Here is a 24,178-nt window from a genome sequence, read left to right as displayed (position 1 = left end):
AAAATTTATCCTATTTATTCTATTGAGAATCATCAAAAACAGAGGGAAGATTACGACGACCACTTACTACCCGCAAAATTTCAATTCCATCATCCACATCTAAGACTCTATAAAAAATTATATAGCCTTCAAGGAGTAATCCTCGCAAATCAGCATGTATTTCTGAGTAGCTTTTACCACTATTTGGAAAGGAAATTAATTGTTGACATTTACGGTTAAATTCCTGGAAAAATTTTTCACCTGCTTCTAGGTTATTTTGTGAAAAGTATTCAGCAATTTCGCTCAGATCACGACTAGCGAGAATATTAATAACGTAACGATTCATTTTTGTCCCTGTCGCTGTTGCTGAAAACGATCTAAAATTTGATTTACAAATGTTTCACCGTCAATAGGTGCTGTGTGTTCTGAAATTGCAATAGCAGCATCAATTTTTTCACGCACTTCCTCAACCCATTCTGTCTCAGAACGATCATACTCATCTAGCAACTTGAGAGCGATTTCTAGAACTTCTTCTACAGAATGGTATTTCCCAGTTTGCAGCTTTGTTTCAATAAAGCGTTCTTGCTTAGGTGTGAGACTAATGCTCATAGTAAATTTTGATTAAGTTGGCTATACATAATAACTATTGTAATATAATTCAAAAAATTTAATTATTCTTAAGGCATTAGTAGCCAAACGGGAAAATACTTCTTTACCAGAGGGTAATTTACCAAGTTTATGGGTTTTCGCTCCTTCTGCTTCTACTGGTTTACTGGAGAGTTTTGGAGCTAAACTAGATTTAGATAATTGGCTACCAGGGGTATTTTTTCTGCCTGATGCTTTCAAAACGGCGATAGTGGCAATTAACCAGTTACCTGTCACTGATGAAACGCTTTTATGTAGGTTGTTAGGAAGAGGGAAGGTTCAACAAGAAGCGGTGAAAGAATTGGTTGCACTACCACCGGAAAACCCGTTGCGGCACAATATTCTAGAACTGGTTTTTAGTTGGCGTGTGAGTGTGCAAACTCAGGAAATATTAACAGAAGATGACCAGGAGTTAATTATGATGTTAACAGAGGCTTATCAAAAAGCAAGGGCTGAGGCTGTACAAGAAGGTGTACAGCAAGGACAGCGTTTAGTTTTGGAAAATTTGTTGAGGGCAAAATTTGGAAATTTAGATGATGAATTATCCAGAATTATTGATAATCTGCTAAATTCACAAACGGAGGAATATAGCAAATTATTACTTCAATTAAATGATTTATCCCGCGAGGAATTGTTAGCAAGATTTAACAATTAGCTATATTTAGCAGGTTGGCTTCAAAGTACAAACCAACCTCTCAATACACATTAGCTGCTAATGATCAACTGCGAAAAACCATGCAGCAAGCTTTAAACTAGAACTCCTGCCATCTCCCTAATTCGATTTGCCCAGGTTTGAGACAAGGTTGAAATTTGGAGACGACTAGAATCACTTGCCCAAGTCTCCAACCAATGGGTATGCCATCGAGACAATTGACGTTGTATTTGAGCCAGTTCAAACGCACTGTCCACATCTAAATCAATCGCTGTCAGTTCTAAAAATACTTTACTTTCTCTAACAATCCCAAGTACCGCTTCCTCATTAACCCCATCCAAACTGAGAGATGCCATTTGCAGAAAGTTCTGTGCCAATTGTTCAAGACGTACAGAAAGGCGATAGCACCGAAACGCAATTTGTTCTACAGTCCAGTCATTCATAGGATTAAGACTGAGATTTTATCACCAATTACCAATTACCAGCCTTAACTAGATGATTAGCAACTTGGGTTATTAACTGGAGTTTAGACTAAGCCATGAAAAATGACCCAGCAGGGCTGAGTTAATCAGAGACTTAGGAAAAGTATGAATAACCTTGAGTATTAAACAGCAACAGAAGGTTCTTTAGGTGGTCGTGATACTGTTTTTTTAACAATGGGGCAGCGGTTTTTACGGTGACGCTGTTTTCCTGGTTCCCAACCAGAAGACTTTCCGCGAGGTTTGGGTGCAGAAGTGGGAGTACCAATGGCCGCAAAAACTCCACCCATAGATTGAGCAACCCTTCCAGGGGTCAAATTACCCTGAGATTTTTGCCAAGGGAGAGGATTATCGGTAACAATATCACGAGCTAACCACAATTCCCAAGTCATCAACGGCATCAGGTCACTCCACCTTTCACATTGCTTAGGTGTACCAAAGTTTGGAACTGTCCAATGTAAACGTTGCTTTAAAAAGCGATACCAATGGTCAATGGTAAAGCGACGCAAGTAAAGACACCAAACTTCCTCTAGGGGTGGCATTTCTTCTCCTACCCAAGCCAACCACAAAGGTTTAGACACTCTCATGTTACCTTGCGCGTCCAGACGTTCAACTCTGATAATTAACATTGGGCTTGTGGCAGCTTTACGGAAATGTAAATCTTTCCACAATCTCAGACGCACAAGTCCTAATTTTGGGTCATTTATTTCTAATACAGATGTCGCCTCAGTCCATGTTGTTGGTTCATTGAGTTTAAATTTATCACCATGCTTCTTGGGTCGCCCCTTCCCAGAATAAGCTCCTGGTTCACCCCATAAACACAAGTTTGAACGCAACCGAACGAGAATATCTGCGGGAATGTTCGCAGTTTTTAAGACAAAAGGCGCACAACCATACTCACTATCCCAAACAGAAATTGGTCTGACAGGTAAATATTTACATACCTGTTTGAGTTGCCAAACTGCTTTTGAAATAGGACTTTCAGAACTTGTGATTCGTTCATGTCTTAAAGGTAATGCCCAACTCCCCTCTTTTTCTGGTATCCAGGCTATTGTGCTATATCCCTGTCCTACAGTTATTGGTTTATTTCCGGCGATGGATGTGCCACTATGTTGATAAGTTCTTTCTTTGAGTTTGACTGCATCTGGTCGTGACCAGTTCGTATGATCTCCTGCCAATAGAGGTCGCTCCACAGTTGGTATCTGTTTGATATATAGCTGCATCAATTTCTGTCGCTGTGGTCTGCTATCTTGTAATGCTTCATAGATGCTTGGCCACTTGCGTCTAAATACTGGTGATAAGGACAACTCTGCTAGGCAATAAACATTTCGAGTCAGTAATATCGCATCTGTCAATTCAAAGGTAGCGTCTTTCGCTTTGCCTAAATGTTGGTAGGCTGCTTGACGGAATTCTTCTAAGGAGGTACGTTTCATATTGGCGAGTAAGAGTAGGTGATTCTTCTCTTAGCTTCCGCCAAAAGGGGGACTGTATTCAATCAGACTCCCTTTTTTCTTGAACATGACCGATTTAGTCTAAACTCCAGTAACTTCAATTAAGCGGTCAATTTGATTTTCAATGATTTCTAGTGTTTCCGTTCCAAAATGGGCAACAATCCGTTTTGCTGTGATTGGACCCACACCTTTGATTAATCCACTGCCCAAATATTTTTCGATACCTGTAAGTGTAGCTGGTTTAGTTTCTTTATAATTGATTACTTGAAATTGTGGCCCATATTGGGGATGTTCCCGCCAGAAACCCGTTAGTTGTAGTGTTTGTCCTGGCTGAATATTGGCAAAGCTGCCGACAATAGTTGTTAAATCTTGAGATTTGGAGCGAGTTAACCTTGCTACAGTATACCCAGACTCCTCTGAGTAAAAAGTGAGTCGTTCTACTACCCCAGTAATTGTTTCTTGGGGAACAGAAGCATTAATTTGTTGGGGAGCAGGGTTTGGTACAGTGGACATTATGCGCTAAATTGATGCCAATTGCAGTCATCAGAAAGTTGTAAGTCAAAAGCAATAAATAAAAGTAAAATCGTAGTACATATCTACTAAAATGTACTATGGAATTGCTTACTGTGACAAATCACTCAATATAGAGCATTTAGAAAACAGGTGCTATGCCCAAACGCCTCCTAGTCGTCGAATCACCCGGTAAAGTCAAAAAACTGAGTCAAATTCTCGGTGCAGATTGGATTGTTCGCGCTAGTTGTGGACATATCCGCGAACTCAGCAATGAGGGGGATGATTCACTAGGATTCACAATGGAAGGCAATAGTATCCACTGCAATTATGTACCCCGTGACCAACGTGCAAAAGAAACCATTCAACAACTAAAAGCCGCTGTCAGACAAGTTGATGAAGTCGTCTTAGCAACAGACCCAGACCGGGAAGGAGAAACCATTGCTTGGCATCTCAAAGAAATCTTAGGTTTGAGAGAACCAAAGCGAGTAGTTTACACAGAGATTACAGCATCAGCGGTTCAGAATGCGATCGCACATCCTAGAAAACTTGACACCAACCTAATAGGTGCAGGATTATGTCGAGATTGCCTAGACAAGCTGGTAGGTTACAAAGGTAGTCCCCTAGTTTGGGCATTAAATAACGGTGCAAAAAGTGTAGGTAGAGTTCAAAGCGCCACATTACACCTAATTTGTCAACGAGAAAGAGAAATTCAAGTTTTTGTTCCCCAAGATTACTGGAGTGTCTGGGTAGATTACAAAGAAGGATTTCGGGCTTTTTACAAAGGTACAGCCAATACTCCCACAGACACACCAGAACCAGAAACGGAAACTCATGATGATGCAGCTGGTAATAACCCAGAAAAACCCGAATCTAAGCGCGTTCTCTCAGAAGCAGAAGCCACAAGATTAGTTGAGGAAGCAAAGCGTTATCCTCATCAAATTATTCATGTAGAAGGGAAAAGGGAAACTAGTTTATCGTCAACCCCCTCCACCATTTACCACCTCCACCCTCCAACAAGCAGCTGGTTCAAAGTTGAAATTTGCCCCCGACAAAACCATGCAGGTAGCCCAAAAGCTATATGAGGCAGGGTTAATTACATATATGCGAACAGATTCAGTAATGTTAAGTCCTGAGTTTTGTGCTAGTGCGCGTAAATGGTTGGAACAAAATGACCCCCAGAATGTCCCCCAGCAAGTAGCCAAACATCGCAGTAGTAAAACGGCTCAGGAAGCACATGAAGCTATTCGTCCCACAGATGTCTTTCGTCCTTCAGTTCAATTGCGTGAAGAACTCCCTACCGATGAGTTTAACCTGTATGTGATGATTTGGAAAAGAGCAGTGGCTTCTCAATGTCGTCCTGCTCAACTTCGTAAAACTCTGGTAATTACGAAATCAGGAAATATTTTATGGCAAGCTAGAGGGCAAGTAATTGAATTTTACGGTTATGCAAAATATTGGACGAATCTTAGCAAAGATGCGGTTTTACCTTTATTGCAACAGGGACAGGCACTCACCTTAGAAAATGCCGGACATGACCAAAAACAAACCCAACCACCACCAAGGTACAGTGAACCAAAACTGGTACAACTGATGGAACGTAAAGGAATTGGTCGTCCTAGTACCTACGCCCCTACAGTTGCTACTTTAAAGAAACGCAATTATGTGGAGTTGAAAAAAGATAATCTTCAACCTACAGCTTTGGGTTTGGAAGTTGATGAGTTTTTAAAAAAGGCTTTACCAGATTTATTAGAAGCGGAATTTACTGCCAAAATGGAGGATGCACTAGATGCAATCTCTGAAGGAAAAAACTCTTGGCAACATTATTTGACTAGTTGGAATCAAAATTATTTTGTACCTGCGCTTTCCAAAGCTAAAACTGTGGTTGTTAATTCATCAGCTACAACTAAAACGAATAGCTTGGTTGAGCGCAAATATGAAACTTCTAAAACTCGTTGTCCTGATTGTAAAAACTTTTTAGCTAAAATTCCTAGCAGCAAAGTTAAAAAGAAATACTTTCTCAAATGTGTGAGTGGGTGTGAAAACATTATTTTGTTTTGGAGCGATTTTAACAAAAAGTGGGAAGCACCGAAAAGTAAAATATCCCAAGATGAAAATGCTCCCAAGCCTTCTGCAAAAATTACTTCATATCCCTGTCCGGTATGTAAGAAACCTTTGGAGGAATACAGCTATATTAAGGATGGACAGAGTAAAACTATGCTGCGGTGTTCTGGTCAGGAGTCTTGGAAGGATAAGAAACATAAGGATGTGGCTTATTTTCATACGGCTAAAGGATGGTGGAGTCCTAAATTTGGGAATTTAAAAATTGAGTGATTGTTTTACATAGCAAGTAATTTTGACTTCAACGGGTGACAAGGTAGTTAAACAGCTTGTTTCATAAGGGATAGAGCCTGAAAGCCGCGTTGAAAAAAGAGGCGTTTATGAGGCTTGAGAGCGATTAAGTTCAGAGCTAAATCAGCCCATAATTCCATGCCATAGATCCATAGTTGTCCGTAGAGAGCAAAACTAAAATCACTCTGGCATGGGTACTTGTCCTGATGTTGTTGAATACGTCCAGCATAAGTCTCAATACCTAATTGTTTCATGCGTTGACCGTGGATAGTAGCTAAAGAGGGTAAATGAGCAATCGAACAGAAAGTTACGCTAAGGCTGTAACTCTTACTGGATAAGCATTCTGTCAATCAATATTTTTGGTAATTCTCAACGTACCAATTAATCCAAAGTTTATTTGATACAGCATTTGACAACGTAGTCATAAGGATTTGGGGTAAAGACGAGATACGCGCAAAATTTAGCACGACGTAAAGTTTTGTAAAGTAGTCATGTATTTATGTCTTTCAAACATTGCCTAGTTGGGTTCATTTTAGGCAATATTTGAGATTGAATCTAATGAAATGATAGGGTTTGAAGCTTTTTTCCTTGACCCACCCACTTCCCTTTTCGGTCAAGTTAATTTGAAGGGCTGTGACTTTGGCGATAGCTTCGCTCACCGCAGGTATCGCTTCAATTACCACTAACTGTAACGTTATTTTTACAAAAGAGGGGATAAATGAAAAAATAACTAATGAATAGCCGAAATTCAGGGGTATTTGTTAAGGTTCTTTATATTTCTTAATATCGTGATAAATTTTGCGCGTATCTTGTCTTTACCCCGATTTCAGGCTACAAAAACTAGAGGCGTTCAAATGGTACAGTTTTATCCATGCTTGTCAGGATGTTACTAACGGGTCATCAAGTCCTTATCGTAACTTTCTGCATGGCTGCTCATTTAGCCCCTGGTAGTAGGGTTTGACTCCCGTCTTGACAAAACTGGACATCAGGACAAACGCATCTAAAGCTGCTTCCCTTTTCTGTGATCACCCCTCCGGATAAGAAAGCGATTGCTTCGCTTTGGGTAATTCTTTAGTATTGATGTACTAAAAAACTGATATCAACTTCGATATCAAAACAGGCAAATACAGACATAGCATGGACAAATCATACCTGACAACTTCCGCAAGGAGTATTTAGTTAATTCGGGAATATTTTGATTCATGCCCATACTTGTTGTTTTATGATAGACGTTATTGGAAAGATACATTATCACGAACGAACCAGTGAGGAAAAATGTCTAATCAACCACGGGTGGGAGAAATTATCGTTCCTCAGTTAGAAGCGTGTTTGGATGCCAAGATATCTCGGTATTTTGACGCGCAGTTAGACCAAGACCCGGATGTGTTGGCGCAGTTGTTGGCAGATAAGCGCAATCCCAATACAAAAAGGGCGTATGAGAAGGATATTCGGGATTTTTTTACGAAGATGACGGGCTTGTTGCCATCTACTGATAGTGTGCTGGAGTTTCTGCACTTGCAGCGGGAGCAAGCGGTGATGGTGGTGCTGAAATATAAGGCGATGTTGATTAAATCTGGGGTGCGGGAGGCGACGATTAATCGGCGGTTGGCGGCGATTAAGTCCTTGGCGAAGATGGGGCGGAAGTTGGGGGTGTGTAATTATTCCCTGGAAGATGTGGAGGGGGAAAAGGTAAAGGCTTATCGGGATACGCGGGGTGTTGATACTAAGACGATAGCCAAGGTGATTCAGCAGTTTGATAGAGAAACGTTGATTGGTAAGCGCAATTATGCAATTTTTATGGTGCTTTGGGGTTTAGCGTTGCGTCGCCAGGAAATATGTCAGTTAAATGTGGGTGATTTTGATTTTTATGGTCGCAAGTTGCGGATTTTAGGCAAGGGTCAGGGAACGAATGAAGAGTATTTGGATATGTCTAAGGATGTGGGCATTGCCATTGCCCAGTGGTTGATAGCGCGGGGGGATGTGCAGGAGAATTTACCGATTTTTACGGCGTTGGATTTTCATAATTCTGGGCATAGATTGACGGCGGATGGGATCTATAAAATTGTGTCGGCGAGTTTTAAGGCGGTGGGGGTGAAGAAACCTATGTCACCGCATAGGGTGAGGCATTCGGCGATTACGGCGGCGCTTGATGCGACTGATGGGAATATTAGAAAGGTGCAGAAGTTGAGCCGTCATGCTGACCCGAGAACGTTGATGATTTATGATGATAACCGCAATAAAGATTTATGGGAAATGTCGGAATTGTTGACGGGAATGTTAAATAATCAGGAGTGATGATGAGAATAAGTACAGGCAGAAAATATGATAGCGCAGCTTTGTAGAAGGTAGTAATTTATGACAGCAACACAACAACAAGAAATCCTGAATTTAAGGACATTGAATTTAACACCCAAACAAATAGCTCGAAAACTAGGTATCAAAGTATCAGAAGTCAATGCAGCGATTCAAAATCAAGCCGAGCAAACCACATTAGATAGATTAGCTTCCGGAGAATTAGACCCCATATATCAGTGTTTAGCAAGCGAGAGTCTTATTCAATTGTTACCGAAAATCCCACCGGAAAACAGCATCGAAAATATACTGACAAACATCATACCTATAAAAAACAAGAACGATATTGATAGCGGTTTAGGATTGGTAGTGATTACCAGGGAAGCTCGATACAATCAAATCACGCTTTGTAGTTACCTTTTAGATATATGGTGCTTGGGTGTTAAAGATGCCATGCCACCACGTACAGTAGACAGGATAAAGTTTAAAGAAGTTGTAGAAGGATTATTCAATCTGTTTCCCGGAAAACCACAAGAGGTTCCCCTTGAAGTTGCCCAAGGGATGATATTTAGTGCTTGCGAATACGCTCAAAGCTTAGGATTTCAACCACACAAAGACTTTGAAAAATCACGAGCGCACATTGGAGAATGGGATGGGATGATACGTATTGAATGTGGTCGTGACGGGAAACCATTCTATGTTAATGGTCCCCACGATAACCCCACAAAAATTATGGAAACATTGAAGAAAAGCAAGGGTGAAGGTAATTTTGATTTTATGATTGGTTCAGCCCCTATTGAAGATGATTTTTGGTAAATGCAATTAATTTGGGGCTGTTCTATAAACTGCACAAAACTGATCTCAGTCATCTGTCCTGGGTCCGCATTAATTGAGCGATACCTTTCCTGCGGTCCCGGAAGGGATACGGTGAGCGTAGCTATCGCTCAATTGAAAGGCTCATTATTTCTCTCCCTAAATGTGGGGTCAGAATTGATATTATCTACTTCCGACAGTTTCAGATATTTCCTTAACTCCATTTTTATCTAAACTTTTATCTCCCTGTTTAAACTCATCTAGTAAATTATAAAAATATTCAAACCCTGCCTTTTCATCTTGACAATAAACCATAATCATCTTCGCCCAAGAACTGACGGTTGTTATCCCCAACTTCTGCTGTAACCAAGGCTGAAACTCACCATAAAAATCATCATCCTCCTGAGTGGTTTCAATTCCTAACTCACTACGGGCGCATTCATACCCCACCAAAAACATAAATAAATCGCTCACCTTTATGACGACCAATATACATTCCTGGCTTAGTTCTCACCTTTTCTAAAATCTGAAAAACTCCACTCATTATCTTTTCCTCTTGGTATTGAGCCGAGATACGTGTAAAAACCTGCAAGATGGTCTGAAAACGCCTACTGTGTCTACATTTCAAAGATTTCAGGTGGGAGATTAATCGCCGCCTCCAAAGGTTGAGGAATATTATGTAAATTCACCACATAATCACCGTATCTTTTGATATGCCTTGTAATATAAGGACTCAAAGCAGCAAGGTATCGCTTAGGAATCACCTCACCCTGTGACATCAACGTTTGAATCGCCAACGACATATCCACAGTATTCTGCAAAATCACCGCACTGGCAACCAAATCCAAATACTTCAACCGCTTTTCCTGCTCAATGGGATCATTCTCAGTAATCACCCCTTGCTTACCAAAAAACACCCAATCCAGAAAACCATTGTACATCTCCACAACATTTGTTACCGCCGTAATTTCCCGTCTCAACGTAACATTAGAAATATAATCCAGCAGAAACATAGTCCGCACCACCTTACCCAACTCTTGAAAAGCCTGATAAAGACGATTTTTCCGACTATAACTACCCAACTTACGTAACAGCGTCGAAGGCATCACCTTACCAGCCTTAATTGACAGCACCACTCGCATCATGTCATACCAATGAGTCTGAATTAAACTCCAATTGACAACACCCTTAAATAGTGGCTCAATATGCTGATAGTTAACATCTGTACCAGGACGCACAAAAGTTAAATCCTTCCAGTTACGGATAGGGAGCAACGCGATTTTGTGAAAATTCTGCGTTCAAGGCAGGAGGCAGGAGGCAGGGGGCAGGAGGTGTATAATGATGTAATTTCTCCCAACTTCCTACTTCAAACTTTTTGCGTCATGAGTTACAGAGAACAATTTATTTGGCAGCGTCTGCAACTATTGTGGCTATTAATCTTTGACCGGTTTTATCATATTGTTTGACCCCTAAATACTCCCGAATAATATTTTTATAGGTGTGACGCTGGCGTTCGGAGGGTATTGCTTTTACTGAGTCTTGTAATTTTAAACACGACCGGAGATGTTTAATTACCGCAATTGGGATCTGTTCAGGATGAGGGAAATATCCCAGACGTTGAAAGGATTTGAACAGAACCATTAACCGTAGTAATCCTTCATGATTCTTGGTTTTAGACTTGACAAACTTGATTTCTGTGGGTGTGGGAGTATAAAGTTCTGCCAGTTCTTTGGGGTCAGGAAATTGTTTAAATTTGGGGTAAGCGGTACGGTCAATTGATGTCATTCAAGTAATATATAAAATATATAAAAAATCGGAGGAAATTTTGAAAATATACTGTTACTTATCGTGGTATACAGTTGAACAAGGTATAGATTTTAATCCACAAGCCTTGCATCAAAAGGGTTTTACTGCTGAACACACAAAAACCGCACCCAAATCCATATTCAACAAGGCTTTGATCTGAAAACCCGTTTATAAATCAAATACGAGTCTTATATAATACTAAGATTACCCAAAAAGGTTTTATCCCTCACTCCTTTACCAAAGAGTATTTTATATTCTTTTGGGTAAAAATTGACAATGCCAATCAAAATGCTGTTTTTCTGGTTAAAAAGGTTGTCAACATTTCTGGTATTCGGGTGATTCAGTTCAGCTTTGTGGTTCTGGATTAATCAGCATATTTAAGGCATGACGGGCGGCTAATTCGGCTTTTTGGGAGGTAACTTTCTGGTAACGTAATGTGGTTTGAATGCTTTCATGTCCCATGAGTGAGCGTAATTCTTCTATGCTGATTAATCCAACTCGTTCTGTAGCATAAGTATGGCGTAAATCATGGATGCGTACACCATTTAATTCGGGATTTGTGCTGGTAATTTCTCGCCAATAATCATGCAAGGTATGATAGCTAATTCTACTGACTTTGAGGGTAACTGGATGTTGTGCTGTGAACAGTGCGTTGATGTTTTGATGTCGTGTGTGTTGGAAATATTTATTTAGTGATTGGGCAGCATCATCGCTATAAAAGCACCATCGTTGTTTGTTGCCTTTTCCCAATACCTGAAATTTCTGATTTTTGATATCTAGGTCTGATATATTCAGGGCTAAAAGCTCTCCTATTCTGCATCCTGTGCGATGCAATAGATGAATTATTGCTGACAGTCGCAGGTCATTTTTTGTTACTTGGTAGAGGATATTTAGCTGGTCTGATGTTAGATATCTTATGGGAGTATCGCTTTTATGTTCGCCTTTTTCTCGTTGTGGGAGACGCTATTTTAATCCCTGAATTGGGTTGATTTTTATATACTCTTGTTGGACGGCGAAGTTAAATAGACTTTGCAGTATTGCTTGATGCTTGTGGTGGGTTGTGTATTTTAAATGGGAAAGGCTATCTAGATACTCTATTAATGTTTGCTTACTGATAATTTCGATTGGCCAACTTCCATACTCTGCTAGGAAGTTTAAGAGGGTTAGTTCATAGGTTTTTATGGTACTGGGTGCTAGTCCAGTCCGTTCTAAAAATTTGACGGCAACGGTGGCTAATGTGACAGCTTGCTTCACGGAAATTTGTGTGTTTTTAGCAAGGTTATTTATTCCTGAATTATATATCTTTTAGGGAGAAATATTGGCAGCGTTTTATGGATACTTTTAAAATTCCCAAACCAGGAGAATCTCTGTCCGACTATGTTTTGCGGATGAGAAAGGAACTCAATTTAACTCAGTTTGAGGTGGCGAATGCGGCTGGTGTTCATTCTCGTTCTGTGGGGAAAATTGAACGGGGATTGACAAGGAAACTCAGCCATAAAACTCTTGGCGGACTTGCTTTAGCTTTGTCTGTGCCTGTTGAGTATTTGCAAGCTGTTGTCAGGGGGGAAGCTTCCCAGGCAATGGCAGCAATTAAGTTTTGCCCCCAATGTTGGAATCCTGGTGGTGCTGTGGATTCAATGTGGGGGAATGTTCGGGCTAGGTTTTGTTATCTATGCGGTACGCAATTACGGTCTAGTTGTACTAATTGTGGTGAGTTGGTGGTGTCGTTGAGGTATAAGTTTTGTCCTCTGTGTGGAAAACCTTATAAGGATGGGGGTGGAAATTGATGAAAGCTAGACACAGTAAGCGTTTCCAGACTATCTTGCAGGTTTTTACACGTATCTCGGCTCAATACCTAATAGGTACATTATTCAAAGGGGTTATCGTCATCAAATTTGGCCTTGCCACGAGTGGCATAAACTAGCTGGAGGCACTCTTGTAAATCATCACCTTCCCATTTACCAATCGTTTTCAAGTGTTCTAGGATGTAGCTGGCTGTGGAATTTACTCTTGTGTGAGTAGGTTCTTCAGCTACTTCTACTTTGGGCTGTGTTTGGGTTTCCTTGGCTTTGAGAAAGCGTAAAAAGTCTAGGGTTTCAGCCAGAATGCTGTCTGGAGTGGATTCAATTTCTTGGAGAAGTAGTTCTTTGAGCATCATTCTTCATCTCTCCTCTACGTGATAGAACATTCTTGAATAGCTGCATCAATCTTCATTATGGCAATAGTTTCTTTGAGGGCTACCAAAATAGGCTATATCTAGTGATAATTTATTAGCCGCAGGTTGACCCACATTCCATACTTGCGCTTTGCCAATTTCTTCATAAGCTTTTTTAAGAAAACTATGCAAACGCTGCTGACCCAAAACACCCAACTCAGCAGTTAAGAAAGCTTGAGAAAAGTTGATCCGCGTTGCATCAAGTAAATCCCGCTCTCGATAACTAAACTTAGGAAAGTTAATTATAGGTACTTTTTGAACTTGAATTAACTCTTGTAAATCCTCTCGTTCATCTACGTGTTTCCAATCATCGCATAAACCAAAATTGCGAACAAAGACGTGCTTAATCTTGCCTTCAAAGTGGTTTAAAGATTGAATCAATAACTGAACGCTATCATATCCACCGTTACCAACAAACCACTTGCAGATATCAACTTTATGCTTAGTTCCCATTTCTAGTATTTGATTCCGCTCAATCCAATCATTCACTGCTCTAGTTACGTGAGCAGGCAAATTGACAATCACAGGAGTTGTCAGTGCTAAATTAAAAATTGCATCAGCAGCATAAACTTTACGTTCTGATTCACTAAAAATTGCAGTTTGGATATTTTCTGGGTAAAATACACCCACATCTGGGTTACTTGGGTCAGCTTCTACCAGCACGTATGGCAGTTGTTTATCAAGGCAATATTGTACCATGACTCGTGCAAATAATGACTTACCTACTCCACCTTTTTCACCATCAATAAAGTGAATTGTTGCCATTTTTCTAATTCCTTCTTGTTAAATACTAATTAGTAATTTACGGATTATGTGAATTAAATACTGAAACTATTGTCATATCAAGTTCGGTAAATCACTCTCTTTCAAAGATGAAACAGGGTCAAAGTTTAATGTGAGGTAAGCCATAACTTGGAGAGTTGTCAGTTGAGCATACACTCACTTTAATTGCTGGTTTCAGTAGTTACCATCGTCCAATTGGCTATTAAAGGGTTGTCCAATTGGCTAATTTCTCGGCTTTGATGTCAAGGGCAAGATTTATTTAAATGCTGTTTTCTGCGCTGCTTCACCAGTCCACAGGCTAACAAGACTAATCTAGCGGCCACATAACTTAAGTTCACAGCAATATCACAGTTTCAGCAGATTGGTCTGACGCATGACGAGGGCGAAGATGCAAGGTGATTTCCGTATCAAGTCGCTTAAGGAAAATGAGGAGTTTTCCTTCACTGAACCGTTGAAACTCTCCTTTCATCAAATGAGATACGAATGGCTGGGGAATGCCAAGAAGTTCACTAATTTCTCGCTGTTTGAGGTGGCGTTGTTTCAAAAGGCGCAGTACCTGAATCCCTATCTTGCCCCGCGTAAAAAGTTCCGAAGCATTTGTCAAACCGAGGTCGGCGAATACGTTGCCACTGCTTTCTTCAAAAATGGGTTCCTGTGTCATTGTTGTTTCTCCCTTGCTACTGCATCCTTATAGCGAAGTCACAAGTCACACTAAGTCATATAATTAATACACTATTTCATCAATTTTTATTTCTAATTCTGTGGTGTCTATTTCCTGGTTTGGGGTTTAATTTGAAGATAAACTATCTAAAAACTGACTAGGTGTAACAATCAAGATATCTCGAAAAGGATGCAGTTCTAACAAGTCTTTATCTCCTGTGATAATATGAGTGGCATTTCCAGAAATGGCTAATTCTAAGAATTTATTATCTTTAGGATCTCGACAAATATCTATTGTTTCATTAATTGTGATTAATTCTGTTTCTCTGGCTAAACTGGCTAAGAAGTCTTCACGAATTTCTTTCGATAGATAGCGGTCAAATTTTTGACGACTGAGTACATCAATTAATTCTGATAAAATTTCTGCTGAAATTAAGATTAATCCGTTTTGTTTGGCTTCTCTAAAAGCTTGCATTGTCGTAGATTTAGAGAAGATTAATGCACTGACAATTACATTTGTATCAATTACGAAACGGTTAGTTTTCATCATTGAGAATTGATTCTAAAATCTCTGGGGTGATTCCGTTAGCAATGGCTTGTTGACTCGCTTCTTCCATGATATCTAAGAGTGGTTTTTGACTGACTGCTTTTTGCAGCATTATGTTGAGAAATATTTGGATTTTTTGCTGTTTTTCTGGTTCTGCTTCTCGGTACGCTTTGGCAATTTCTGGCTCAACTTGAATGGTAATGTTTTCCATGATAAATTACAAGTTAATTAGTCTATGTTTATTATAGCAATTGCCAGTTATTTCTGTTTTACACTATCCTGAATTATTCTAATCTCTTCCTCTGTTAACCCATACAATTTATACACTATTTCATCAATTTCTCGTCGCGTGACCACTTTTGACCCAAACTAAAATTTAAGCAATTATACTTATTAATTTGTATTTTGAAAACTACTTTTGTAGTAGAAAACGAGTGCAATATTGTGATTCAGCGATACTGCTCATAACTCCAGTTCAGACTCCCGTTTACGCTCACGTTGTCGTTGTTGCTTTTGTCGTTGTTGATACTCTCGTTCCCTCTGTTGCCACCGCAGCAATGCCAACAATTCCTCATGCCAATTCTGCGCTTGTGGTTTAACTCTAGTAGCTTGGGGCAATAATTCACCTACAGCACCAGCCATCTCATCTCCAGCAGCATTGTTATCATAAGCACAAACAACTTCAGGGATATCTGGCAATAACTCCATAGGTAAACCCCTGGGACTATCTACAGTCATGTACATTGTTCTTTCTTGTGGTACTCCTCCTGGTACTCCTCGCTGTCTTTCAACCTCTAACATCGCAAAAGACAGCACGTCAATGGGTGACTTCAACAACACCACTTTTTGGATTTCATCAGTAGGTTGCCCTCCCCACTGGAGATAAAACCAACCCTGATTACGTTTTGTCCCAGTGGCATATCCTGTAAAACCAGTAGCATCTCCTGTAAAAGTATTGTCTTCTTCTAAAGTATTATCTTCTGCTCTTGTCCCCTGCAAAAATGCACCTTTAGTTTCACCATTGAGGTTTTTCAACAAAAACACAGCATTTTGTTGAGCATCAGCATAAACCCAGCCCCGTTGATATAATTCTTGCACTAAATCTTGAGGCAATCTCCGTTTCTTAGTTAAATAGTTGTGTACTAAATGCCAGTTCGATTCATCCGGTACTGGTGGGACAAACTGTGGTGCAGCCTCATCTTTGAGGATATCTTGCGCTTGTTGCCTAGTATAGTGAGTGACAGACCTCTGCATCCCATCTTCACCAAATCTATCATTCAACCAGATGCAAGCCTCTTTAAAATTGCACCCATTAACCTGCTTTACCAACGCCACAGCACCAGTACCAGTAATAGCACCAGGACTAGCACTAGTTTTTTGGGAGTTGGCTGCAACATTACCTATTTTCTGAGATTTGGCAGTACCAGTTTTCTGAGATTTGGCAGTACCATTACCTGTTGTTTGTGTGTTGGGTGCATCCAACCTATTCTGAGTATCGGGTGCAAGGTGACTCCAGTGAGAGCCATTTATATAGATAATGTGTTCACCCCCTTTCCAGCAGCGATAGCTGCTATTGTCTTGGTCTAATCCCAAATGCCAAGCCACATCTTCCAGGGGCAAATCACTTAATTGTTCAACCTGCTTTTGCAACTGTGAGTTTTCCGCTTCCAGTTCCTGAATCCTTTGTCGCAGAGATTCATTTTCCTTCACCAACCTTTTAGCAGTGCGCTCCATAGAACTCTTACTCTGCAATGCCCTATCTCGATCTGCAGCCTTAGCCCGCATCTGTGCAATAGTCAGGTCAGAGTTAAGGTCTTTTCCTTCCTCAACTATGCGATAAAAATCCTTAATATCCTGATGTTTAGCCAAACTACCTTGAATACCACGCTCTAACCCCAGGTGCTGCACAGATGCAAAATAGCTTTCTTGGAAATCTCGCATCTTCTGCCGACCATCAAAAAAATGATTGCACCGCAGTTGCCCCTTTTCATCTAGTGGCACAAAATAAGCATGAATGTGGGGTGTCACTTCATCCAAGTGCAATTCAGCCCTGACAATGCGATTGCCTACGGCACTGCTCTTCCCACTCAGATGCGCTCCGCTTGCTTGGGTGCTGGACTGGTTGCGCTCTCTTCAGTTGGGGGTGCTGATGTTTGGTCACAGAAACACGACCGCACTTTACTTTGAGCGGGGACAACTGAAGCTGGGAGATAGTCCATTGTTGGGGTTTGCAGATATGCTGGACCAGGTGGTGGAAATGACTAGTGGACTAGACCGGGAGCGTTTGGCACAGGCGATATTTGCAGCCCGTTACGCTGCACTTGATAAAGTATATAACCCCAATTATCCCCAAACCCGTCACCAGTAGTATCTAAAATGCGGATATTATCACCCCAAAGAATTTAGGCAACAACCTGTTGCACAAATTCAATCAACCTTATCAATACTTTTATTCGGTTGGGCTGTTGCTTAACCCAACCTACATCTATTAATCTGATTCTGGTAAATTAGAATTAACAAGCTGTGCAAATTCTTCTAAAGAACTAATGCTAATTGTTGATATTAGAAGTTGTTTTAAAATATTTACATCCTGAATTTTTCCAATATCTTCTGTCAGATTTTCGGGTAACTTACCAAAACGACTAACCAGTAAATCAAAAATATCTTGTTTTCGAGTTTCTTTTATAGTCCTGTTTTCGATGTTAGTTAACAGTGGCATTTTTCGTTCCTCCTGATAATGAGCTAATTTTTCTTCAAAACTTAATTGCAAGTTTTCAGATAAAGCCATCATTAAATCAATGACCTTATACAAATCAACAATTTCTTTACGGTTATAACCTCTTTCATAAAGTAATCTAGCTAAGTTCCATTTCCACTGTTCCCTAGCTGACAAATTGCTGTTAGTGGCTTTAGTCCTTAAATGTGCCATTACCACTATAGCAAAAATATTATTACTTTGCTCTAACTCCTCCCATTGATAATCTAGAAGCTTGACGATAGAAAAATTAAAGATTAATTGACTACTTCCTAAACCATACTGGTAAGAACTAGGTCGCCAACTTTTAGTTTCATCCCCTAGTATGGCTAAACTAATCACGGTTTTTTGATATAAATCAAAAGCTCGATAGTTGTAGATAAACATTCTTTGGGAAAATTCTTTATCATATTGACTTTGTACTTCTACATGAATTAATATCCAAACCTCTTGATTATCTAATAACCACACTTGAAATAATTTATCAGCGTGGCGGGTTTTACTGTCCGCAGATGCAGTAATCTGTTCTAATTCTTTATCTAGAGAAATGGGGGGTTTAGTCCAATCTATTTGTTGATAGATTTCTGGATAAAAGAAGGCAAGAAATGAATCAAAATAATCTCCTATTGCTTCTTTCCAGGTTTCATCATAGTTAGCTGTAATTTCAGTCATTGTGATTAAAATAGTGTCAATAATTTTCTAGTATTTGTGCAAGATGTGGCTAAAAACCTCATTCTTACGTAAAGGTAATTCATGTAGCTTGCTTCCCGAAGGGTATTACCGCTACTTTCGTTCTGTTTTGCTCCCGTAGAGATCAAGTTAACAATCCATCGGTAAAACCGATTCACTCAGCCAATCATAAATTTGTGGCATCAACTGTTCGAGCGATAGCGAAGCGCTCCGTAGGAATCGCAAATCATCAGCAGCAATGTCCTCCAGCAACAACACAGCCCCCCATCTTCTATCCTCACTCCAGGAACGAAGCACCGACTTTATCGCCTCCACCCCCTTTTTAAAACTAGTCCTCAGTAACTCAACACAATTAATCAAGGGAGTTTCATCACCATCATCCGGGTGAAACTGCCTAAAATCGACTCTATCAGCACCATTAGCTAAAGAAAGGTCATTACCATCTCTAGAACAAGCTGCAAAATCAACTCCATCAGCCGTAATATTCACCCCCTCCCCTAGAGGATTCCCTATACCATTAAGGGGGGGAGTGGATACCGGGTCAGGTGGCGGCGCAACCCCATGCCTAGACTGCATTCTAGCCTGATAACGCCGTTGTTCTTCCTGACTTTGCCTTGCTCTTTCCTGCTTCTGGTTACGCTTATGCTCTCGGTACTCTATGACCTTCAGCGCAAAATCCAACTCCACCTGTCCAAGCGAGAAAACTTTCACCTGTTTACCACGTGGACCCACCTTGCGGTCATCCAACTTTAATCCCAGTTGGTCTAACAAAGTCCCCAACAACCAGATTGGTTTACAGTCAGCAGGAACCGTAAAGCCCAAAATTGCTTTAATATACACCCCGTATTCTTTAGCAATCGCCACCATCCTCAATAAATCAGGATCACGAGCAGTAACTTCCTCTCCTGCTATCAACCGTTTTAAAATGTCATGCAGTCCTAAATTAAACCGTGCTAACCATTTAGCTGAATAATTACCCCAGTCCATACACAAAGGCAGATGTTCTCGCTCTTGGCGGTCTTTTTCTGCCACAATTGTTGGTGGGGCTGGGTATTGTCTATTGCTATTAGTGTCAAAAATTGTTCCATCTGGTTCTTTGAGGATGGCCTCAAATGCGGAAATCGCTCGACTTAATTTACCACCAGCATCTTTTTCTACTAATGATATTCGTTGATGTCTACTCCTGTACCGAGACTGGGGGAGGTTAACAGGGCATCAACATCTTTGACGGCGTTGGTAATATCTTTGATGAAGGCAACGTTTTCTTCGCTACCTGAGTTGTCTGAGTGAATAGACCATAATCTCAGTTTGGGTGTGGTGTTTATGTGAGCGTTAGCGTTCGATTGAGCGTTCATGCCGCAGTCTGAATGGTGTCGGGTGTTGGGTGTGGGGGAATGATTTGATGATGTGGAATTTACTTGTGATATTTGATAATTGCCATTTTTATCTGTTGCAGATGATGTGGAATTTACCTGAGATGAAGCTGGAGAATTTTCATTTTTATCTGTTGCAGATGATGTGGAATTTACCTGAGATGAAGCTGGAGAATTGCCATCTTTATCTGTTGCAGATTCATCTTTAACTATCTCAGATTCAACTGATGTTGAGTTTAAAGGTGATATTTGAAAACTATCATCTTTAAATGTTTGAGATGATGTGGAATTTACCTGTGATAAATCTGGAAAATTGCCATTGTTAGCTGTCTCAAATGATGTTGGGTTTACCTGCGATAAAGCTGTAGAATTGCTATTGTTAACTGTCTCAGATGATGTTGAATTTACCTGCGATAAAGCTTGAGAATTGTCATCTTTAACTGTTTCAAATGATGCTGAATTTATCAAGGATATTTGAGAATTGCCATTGTTAATTGCCTCAGATGATGTTGGGTTTACCTGTGAGAAAGTTTGAGAATTGCCATTGTTAATTGCCTCAGATGATGTTGAATTTACCTGCGATAAAGCTTGAGAATTGTCATCTTTAACTGTTTCAAATGAGGTGGAATTTATCGGGGATATTTGAGAATTGCCATTGTTAATTGCCTCAGATGATGCTGAATTTATCAAGGATATTTGAGAATTGCCATTGTTAATTGCCTCAGATGATGTTGGGTTTACCTGTGAGAAAGTTTGAGAATCGCCATCTTTAACTGTTTCAGATGATGTTGAATTTACCTGCGATAAAGCTTGAGAATCGCCATCTTTAACTGTTTCAGATGATGTTGAATTTACCTGCGATAAAGCTTGAGAATTGTCATCTTTAACTGTTTCAGATGATGTTAAATTTATCGGGGATAAAGTTCGAGAAGCACCATCTTTAACTACCGCAGAGGTATCCAGTCCCCCTGCTCCCTGCTCCCTGCTCCCTGCCTCTTCTACTCGTACTTTCATAGTGAGGGATTGTTCCAGTTTCTTGATGAAACGCTTGGAATCAGAAGCTACCATGATTTTCTGTTTGTTCATCAGTGCGGCAGAAATCTGAGCAACTATGGCTGAGGAATTCTTACCTTCATACCAATAGATTAAGCGATCGCCATTTCTCCAATCGTTTTTGAGAATAAATGGTTTTTCCCCTAATGGACGCATGGCTCGGAAGAAGTCTACTGTGATATCGTCCATGTGGGCATCAGCGATGACTACTAGCGGTGCGTTATAAACGATATATTCCAGTACTTCTAATATTTGCGCTCGATATTCTTTACAGGTTTTACTGTGCAGTAGGTGAGTTAAGTATTGGCAAGCTTCATCAATAAATACGCATCCGTAGTTAAGCATTTGGGTGTTCAACTTGTGTAAGCTGTCAATTGTGATGCTGAGGGCTTGTGCTTTGGCTAAACCTGCATAACTTAAATCAGAGTACATATCTGTTTTAAGACGGGTCGCTAAGTTTTTCAGCAGGTTAACCCGATGTCCGGTGTTGAGGAATTTGACATCAGGATTTGCTTCCCGCCATTGAGCCATGCGTCCGGTTTTGTTAGTCCCCATGTCGCTGGACAATACTACCAGTCCAGAAGAGGGAAGTTTTTCAGCTGATGACAGGTATTTGACGTTGACACGAATATCTGGTTTGTATTTACTACTTAGTCCCCTATGCCTAGTGTGGAATGAGCGTTGATATTGTTTTAGACTTATCGCATCATCAATGATAGTGGTTAGTAAAGCATTTATTTTATTAATTGAAACTGGTACATCCTGATTGATTGCTTGATGATGTTCTACTACTTGACTATTCTCTGTTGATTGATTATTTTGCCATGCTGAGTTTTGGCTAAGTTGCTGATGATGTTCTACTACTTGACCATTGTCTATTAATTGATTGTTTTTAAGTAATGAAACCTGATTAATTACTTCATGATATTCTGTAACTTGACTTTTAAAGTTTAGTTGTTGAACCGATGAGATTGGCTCTACTGTTTTATGACATTCTATGATTTGACTGTTATTGGTTAAGTCATTGCTTTGAAGTGGTGTAATCGGATTAATTACCTGATGACAATTTATGACTTGACCGTGATTGATTAATTGATTGTTTTCAACTGGTGCAGTTTGATTAATTGTTTGATTGCGGGTATTAGTTTGATTCTGCTCAATGAATTGACTGTATTTAACTGTTTGTCCACTTTCGATTAATTTACTGCGTTCGACAATAAAATCATCTACACCTTTTTCAGGACCAGGGAGCAGTGCGACTTCACAGGTACAACCTACAGCTTCAATGGTTTTGCCTGTACGCAAGGTGGCTTGAAAGATTGACCAACGGGTTTTGGGTTTGGTTTCGTAGTCAAAAAGGATGATAAATTTGCGCCCTGGTTGGGTAAGGGGCATGATGTCTGGGTGTAGGCGTTCGTCAAAGTCTTTTTTGCCAATGCGTCCGTTCCAGATGCCTGGGAGTGCGATCGCTACAAATCCCTGACTTAATAAACTAGCTGCTTTTTTCTCGCCTTCACACAGAATAATCGGGATTTCTGGGTGCAGCACAACCCACGCCCAAAATGAGAGTTGAGTTTCGATTATATCTATTTGTTGTTTGTTCTTGCTTAATAGCAGCACGACCCATTCCCCAAATGAGAGGAGAGTTTTTGCTATATCTGTTTTGTGCTGGCTTAATAGCAGTAGTAGCCACGCCCAAAATAATAGGGGAGTGTTCCAAAACGAAGGTGAAGTATCTGCACATAAAGGTGAGGTATTAACACACGAATATGAAGTATCGACATACGAGGGTGGAGTATCTGCACATAAAAATGAGGTATTGACACACGAGTATAAATCATCTGCACGTAAATTTGGAGTATCTGCACACGAAGGAAAAGTATCCGCACATAAAGGTGAAGTATTGACACACGAAGGTAGATTTAATTTCTCTTCTAAGGGCGGTGCTAGGGGAGGATGATAAGGCTGAATATTGTAACGTTTTGCAACTAGCTCCCCAAGACAGTCGGGAACATCAAAGTAGATGACACGGTTGGGTGTTTTCGGTGGTGATTCGTATTTGACGAGGTTGCCATTTTTGTCAATGCGGGGGTTGGTAGATTTTAAGCGTCCCCACTCCATGCGTTGCCAGTTGTTTAAGGGGTCTAGTCCCGATATCCACATTCCCCCCTCTGTGGCGTATTGGTACAGCTTGAGGAAGGGGCTAGTAACTCTGCCTGCGTTTAAGCGCGGGAGGGTGTTGGAGATAAACAGGTAGTCGAAGACTGTAGTGCCGTCGATGTGGATGAAGTTGCGCTCTATCAGTTCTGGATGGATGGCGCTGTTTACTGCTAGTTCGTGGTATTCGGCTGCTGTGAGGTTGTTGGGGGGGTGAATAGAAGGCTGGCTACTTGCTTGCTGTTCTGGATGATGTGGAGTAGAAGACTGCCTGCTTGCTTGCTGCTCTAAATGATGTGGAGTAGAAGACTGGCTGTTACTTGAAAGAGAAATTTTGGAGGTAGAAGATGTTTGGCTTTGGTTGTTGTCGTTGATCACGGTAGATTCCTCTTGATACTTGGTTAATTGAGTATCAGAGGGGGTTATTCGTGTTGCTCTTACATATTTATGAGATTTGCTGCTTCTTCTTTCTGGGTTGGCTTATTTTTTGGCGAAGAATCAAGAATCTTGGGACTTACACAGGGTATCTAAAAATCTGAGGTTTGGGCAGATGGGGGAGACAAGAAAGAGACTCGGGCAATAATTTCTCCTTTTTCTCTTGCACTGCACACCCTATCTTTTTTTCTAGATACCGTGAATAGTAAGGGGTAGGCGGCTGGCTAAACTGCTAAAACTCTTACTACACAATACTTACAGACTTCTTTTCCTGTTTCACTAACTAATGGAGGTGGGTAAATCCTGAGTCTGATTCTTTTTTTTCCAAAATATTCCAGTCGGAAGGCTTGAAATGTTGCAGCAATCTATATAATAGAAAGCAACATGAAATAATCTCAAGAAAGCCAATTGGTGGTTCAGTCGCCAAACTAAATTCCCACTTCTTTGGTTTCTTTGAAATTAACCCCGCTCCGATACTGATGGAGCAAAGCTAGAATCGGCAACTTTAGGATGGGACAAAGCCTGTACTAC

General features: G+C 40.4%; 22 protein-coding genes and 4 pseudogenes. 6 read left to right on the top strand and 20 right to left on the bottom strand.

The window, feature by feature from the left end; genetic code table 11:
* Positions 1 to 19 precede the first annotated feature (19 nt).
* From ANA7108_RS0125875 to ANA7108_RS30640, 3 genes are read right to left on the bottom strand one after another with little or no spacing between them, the layout of a single operon-like run.
* Positions 20 to 325 carry a type II toxin-antitoxin system RelE/ParE family toxin gene (locus tag ANA7108_RS0125875; RefSeq protein WP_016953739.1) on the bottom strand — a complete coding sequence of 102 codons (306 nt, stop codon included), beginning with the start codon at positions 323 to 325 and terminating at the stop codon, positions 20 to 22.
* Complete coding sequence (locus ANA7108_RS0125870; RefSeq protein WP_016953738.1) at positions 322 to 588, bottom strand: type II toxin-antitoxin system ParD family antitoxin; 267 nt, start codon at positions 586 to 588, stop codon at positions 322 to 324. The genes ANA7108_RS0125875 and ANA7108_RS0125870 overlap by 4 nt, the downstream gene beginning before the upstream one ends.
* A gap of 21 nt (positions 589 to 609) precedes the next feature.
* Positions 610 to 861 (bottom strand): hypothetical protein, encoded by a 252-nt coding sequence (locus tag ANA7108_RS30640; protein WP_016953737.1) that lies wholly within the window; start codon positions 859 to 861, stop codon positions 610 to 612.
* On the opposite strand from ANA7108_RS30640, the gene ANA7108_RS28005 reads away from it, so the two are divergent.
* Positions 836 to 1,279, top strand: coding sequence for a hypothetical protein (locus ANA7108_RS28005; RefSeq protein WP_016953736.1), 444 nt, complete (start codon positions 836 to 838; stop codon positions 1,277 to 1,279). The two genes, ANA7108_RS30640 and ANA7108_RS28005, sit on opposite strands and share 26 nt — an antisense overlap.
* Positions 1,280 to 1,371: 92 nt before the next feature.
* On the opposite strand, the gene ANA7108_RS0125855 is transcribed toward ANA7108_RS28005, so the two are convergent.
* The 3 genes and pseudogenes from ANA7108_RS0125855 to ANA7108_RS0125845 all read right to left on the bottom strand — a co-directional run.
* Complete coding sequence (locus ANA7108_RS0125855; protein ID WP_016953735.1) at positions 1,372 to 1,719, bottom strand: hypothetical protein; 348 nt, start codon at positions 1,717 to 1,719, stop codon at positions 1,372 to 1,374.
* A gap of 161 nt (positions 1,720 to 1,880) precedes the next feature.
* Positions 1,881 to 3,188, bottom strand: coding sequence for an NF041680 family putative transposase (locus ANA7108_RS0125850; RefSeq protein ID WP_016951334.1), 1,308 nt, complete (start codon positions 3,186 to 3,188; stop codon positions 1,881 to 1,883).
* Between the two features lie 102 nt (positions 3,189 to 3,290).
* Positions 3,291 to 3,719: pseudogene (locus tag ANA7108_RS0125845) on the bottom strand (ATP-dependent RecD-like DNA helicase); the annotation flags it as partial.
* Between the two features lie 155 nt (positions 3,720 to 3,874).
* Here ANA7108_RS0125845 and topA point away from each other — a divergent pair.
* Positions 3,875 to 6,050: pseudogene (gene topA, locus ANA7108_RS28000) on the top strand (type I DNA topoisomerase).
* A 47-nt stretch (positions 6,051 to 6,097) separates the two neighbouring features.
* On the opposite strand, the pseudogene ANA7108_RS0125835 reads toward topA, so the two are convergent.
* A pseudogene (locus ANA7108_RS0125835) lies at positions 6,098 to 6,343 on the bottom strand (IS4 family transposase); the annotation flags it as partial.
* Positions 6,344 to 7,343: 1,000 nt separating this feature from the next.
* On the opposite strand from ANA7108_RS0125835, the gene ANA7108_RS0125830 reads away from it, so the two are divergent.
* Together ANA7108_RS0125830 and ANA7108_RS0125825 are read left to right on the top strand one after the other, a co-directional pair.
* A complete protein-coding gene (locus ANA7108_RS0125830; protein ID WP_016953732.1) occupies positions 7,344 to 8,363 on the top strand; it encodes a tyrosine-type recombinase/integrase in 1,020 nt (339 codons plus the stop codon).
* A gap of 60 nt (positions 8,364 to 8,423) precedes the next feature.
* The gene (locus ANA7108_RS0125825; protein ID WP_016953731.1) at positions 8,424 to 9,176 is read left to right on the top strand and encodes a hypothetical protein; all 753 of its coding nucleotides are present in this window, start codon (positions 8,424 to 8,426) and stop codon (positions 9,174 to 9,176) included.
* A gap of 180 nt (positions 9,177 to 9,356) precedes the next feature.
* Here ANA7108_RS0125825 and ANA7108_RS27995 read toward each other — a convergent pair whose 3' ends face one another.
* The 4 genes and pseudogenes from ANA7108_RS27995 to ANA7108_RS27990 all read right to left on the bottom strand — a co-directional run bounded on the left by ANA7108_RS27995 (position 9,357) and on the right by ANA7108_RS27990 (position 12,233).
* On the bottom strand, positions 9,357 to 9,632 hold the full coding sequence (locus tag ANA7108_RS27995; protein ID WP_016953730.1) for a hypothetical protein: 276 nt from the start codon (positions 9,630 to 9,632) through the stop codon (positions 9,357 to 9,359).
* Between the two features lie 158 nt (positions 9,633 to 9,790).
* Positions 9,791 to 10,447: a transposase gene (locus ANA7108_RS0125815; RefSeq protein ID WP_016953729.1), complete on the bottom strand. Its 657-nt coding sequence runs from the start codon at positions 10,445 to 10,447 to the stop codon at positions 9,791 to 9,793.
* 127 nt (positions 10,448 to 10,574) lie between these two features.
* The gene (locus tag ANA7108_RS0125810) at positions 10,575 to 10,958 is read right to left on the bottom strand and encodes a DUF4158 domain-containing protein (protein WP_016953728.1); all 384 of its coding nucleotides are present in this window, start codon (positions 10,956 to 10,958) and stop codon (positions 10,575 to 10,577) included.
* A 366-nt stretch (positions 10,959 to 11,324) separates the two neighbouring features.
* Positions 11,325 to 12,233 (bottom strand): annotated as a pseudogene (locus ANA7108_RS27990) (tyrosine-type recombinase/integrase).
* Between the two features lie 77 nt (positions 12,234 to 12,310).
* On the opposite strand from ANA7108_RS27990, the gene ANA7108_RS0125800 reads away from it, so the two are divergent.
* Positions 12,311 to 12,766, top strand: a complete 456-nt coding sequence (locus tag ANA7108_RS0125800) for a zinc ribbon domain-containing protein (RefSeq protein ID WP_016953725.1) — start codon at positions 12,311 to 12,313, stop codon at positions 12,764 to 12,766.
* Between the two features lie 80 nt (positions 12,767 to 12,846).
* Here the strand turns inward: ANA7108_RS0125800 and ANA7108_RS0125795 are convergent, their stop codons facing one another.
* The 6 genes from ANA7108_RS0125795 to ANA7108_RS27980 all read right to left on the bottom strand — a co-directional run bounded on the left by ANA7108_RS0125795 (position 12,847) and on the right by ANA7108_RS27980 (position 17,242).
* Positions 12,847 to 13,137: a hypothetical protein gene (locus tag ANA7108_RS0125795; RefSeq protein ID WP_016953724.1), complete on the bottom strand. Its 291-nt coding sequence runs from the start codon at positions 13,135 to 13,137 to the stop codon at positions 12,847 to 12,849.
* A 45-nt stretch (positions 13,138 to 13,182) separates the two neighbouring features.
* A complete protein-coding gene (locus ANA7108_RS27985) occupies positions 13,183 to 13,959 on the bottom strand; it encodes a hypothetical protein (RefSeq protein WP_016953723.1) in 777 nt (258 codons plus the stop codon).
* Between the two features lie 352 nt (positions 13,960 to 14,311).
* A complete protein-coding gene (locus tag ANA7108_RS0125785) occupies positions 14,312 to 14,638 on the bottom strand; it encodes a helix-turn-helix domain-containing protein (protein WP_016953722.1) in 327 nt (108 codons plus the stop codon).
* A gap of 126 nt (positions 14,639 to 14,764) precedes the next feature.
* Positions 14,765 to 15,187 (bottom strand): putative toxin-antitoxin system toxin component, PIN family, encoded by a 423-nt coding sequence (locus tag ANA7108_RS0125780; RefSeq protein ID WP_202804356.1) that lies wholly within the window; start codon positions 15,185 to 15,187, stop codon positions 14,765 to 14,767.
* Positions 15,174 to 15,395, bottom strand: a complete 222-nt coding sequence (locus ANA7108_RS0125775) for a hypothetical protein (protein ID WP_015214243.1) — start codon at positions 15,393 to 15,395, stop codon at positions 15,174 to 15,176. The genes ANA7108_RS0125780 and ANA7108_RS0125775 overlap by 14 nt, the downstream gene beginning before the upstream one ends.
* A 251-nt stretch (positions 15,396 to 15,646) precedes the next feature.
* Positions 15,647 to 17,242, bottom strand: a complete 1,596-nt coding sequence (locus ANA7108_RS27980) for a plasmid recombination protein (RefSeq protein ID WP_084776981.1) — start codon at positions 17,240 to 17,242, stop codon at positions 15,647 to 15,649.
* A 91-nt stretch (positions 17,243 to 17,333) separates the two neighbouring features.
* Here ANA7108_RS27980 and ANA7108_RS0125765 point away from each other — a divergent pair, with 91 nt between their 5' ends.
* On the top strand, positions 17,334 to 17,552 hold the full coding sequence (locus ANA7108_RS0125765) for a hypothetical protein (RefSeq protein WP_026104459.1): 219 nt from the start codon (positions 17,334 to 17,336) through the stop codon (positions 17,550 to 17,552).
* Between the two features lie 120 nt (positions 17,553 to 17,672).
* On the opposite strand, the gene ANA7108_RS0125760 is transcribed toward ANA7108_RS0125765, so the two are convergent.
* The 3 genes from ANA7108_RS0125760 to ANA7108_RS31135 form a co-directional block, all read right to left on the bottom strand.
* Positions 17,673 to 18,611, bottom strand: coding sequence for an Rpn family recombination-promoting nuclease/putative transposase (locus ANA7108_RS0125760; protein ID WP_016953718.1), 939 nt, complete (start codon positions 18,609 to 18,611; stop codon positions 17,673 to 17,675).
* A 147-nt stretch (positions 18,612 to 18,758) separates the two neighbouring features.
* A complete protein-coding gene (locus ANA7108_RS0125755) occupies positions 18,759 to 19,661 on the bottom strand; it encodes a hypothetical protein (protein ID WP_026104458.1) in 903 nt (300 codons plus the stop codon).
* 125 nt (positions 19,662 to 19,786) lie between these two features.
* Complete coding sequence (locus ANA7108_RS31135; RefSeq protein ID WP_026104457.1) at positions 19,787 to 23,590, bottom strand: DUF3854 domain-containing protein; 3,804 nt, start codon at positions 23,588 to 23,590, stop codon at positions 19,787 to 19,789.
* Positions 23,591 to 24,178 lie beyond the last annotated feature (588 nt).

This window comes from Anabaena sp. PCC 7108 (assembly GCF_000332135.1).
Taxonomy (GTDB): Bacteria; Cyanobacteriota; Cyanobacteriia; order Cyanobacteriales; family Nostocaceae; genus Anabaena.
Note: the sequence above shows the minus strand (reverse complement) of the source record. Positions and strands in the feature narration are given on the sequence as shown.

Coding starts and splice junctions, on each gene's coding strand:
- ANA7108_RS0125825 (WP_016953731.1), top strand. CDS start 8,424: ATGACAGCAACACAACAACAAGAAATCCTGAATTTAAGGACATTGAAT.
- ANA7108_RS0125810 (WP_016953728.1), bottom strand. CDS start 10,958: ATGACATCAATTGACCGTACCGCTTACCCCAAATTTAAACAATTTCCT.
- ANA7108_RS0125800 (WP_016953725.1), top strand. CDS start 12,311: ATGGATACTTTTAAAATTCCCAAACCAGGAGAATCTCTGTCCGACTAT.
- ANA7108_RS0125765 (WP_026104459.1), top strand. CDS start 17,334: ATGTTTGGTCACAGAAACACGACCGCACTTTACTTTGAGCGGGGACAA.
- ANA7108_RS0125850 (WP_016951334.1), bottom strand. CDS start 3,188: ATGAAACGTACCTCCTTAGAAGAATTCCGTCAAGCAGCCTACCAACAT.
- ANA7108_RS0125875 (WP_016953739.1), bottom strand. CDS start 325: ATGAATCGTTACGTTATTAATATTCTCGCTAGTCGTGATCTGAGCGAA.
- ANA7108_RS27985 (WP_016953723.1), bottom strand. CDS start 13,959: ATGGCAACAATTCACTTTATTGATGGTGAAAAAGGTGGAGTAGGTAAG.
- ANA7108_RS0125830 (WP_016953732.1), top strand. CDS start 7,344: ATGTCTAATCAACCACGGGTGGGAGAAATTATCGTTCCTCAGTTAGAA.
- ANA7108_RS0125775 (WP_015214243.1), bottom strand. CDS start 15,395: ATGGAAAACATTACCATTCAAGTTGAGCCAGAAATTGCCAAAGCGTAC.
- ANA7108_RS0125795 (WP_016953724.1), bottom strand. CDS start 13,137: ATGATGCTCAAAGAACTACTTCTCCAAGAAATTGAATCCACTCCAGAC.
- ANA7108_RS27995 (WP_016953730.1), bottom strand. CDS start 9,632: ATGTTTTTGGTGGGGTATGAATGCGCCCGTAGTGAGTTAGGAATTGAA.
- ANA7108_RS0125785 (WP_016953722.1), bottom strand. CDS start 14,638: ATGACACAGGAACCCATTTTTGAAGAAAGCAGTGGCAACGTATTCGCC.
- ANA7108_RS0125780 (WP_202804356.1), bottom strand. CDS start 15,187: ATGATGAAAACTAACCGTTTCGTAATTGATACAAATGTAATTGTCAGT.
- ANA7108_RS0125855 (WP_016953735.1), bottom strand. CDS start 1,719: ATGAATGACTGGACTGTAGAACAAATTGCGTTTCGGTGCTATCGCCTT.
- ANA7108_RS0125870 (WP_016953738.1), bottom strand. CDS start 588: ATGAGCATTAGTCTCACACCTAAGCAAGAACGCTTTATTGAAACAAAG.
- ANA7108_RS0125760 (WP_016953718.1), bottom strand. CDS start 18,611: ATGACTGAAATTACAGCTAACTATGATGAAACCTGGAAAGAAGCAATA.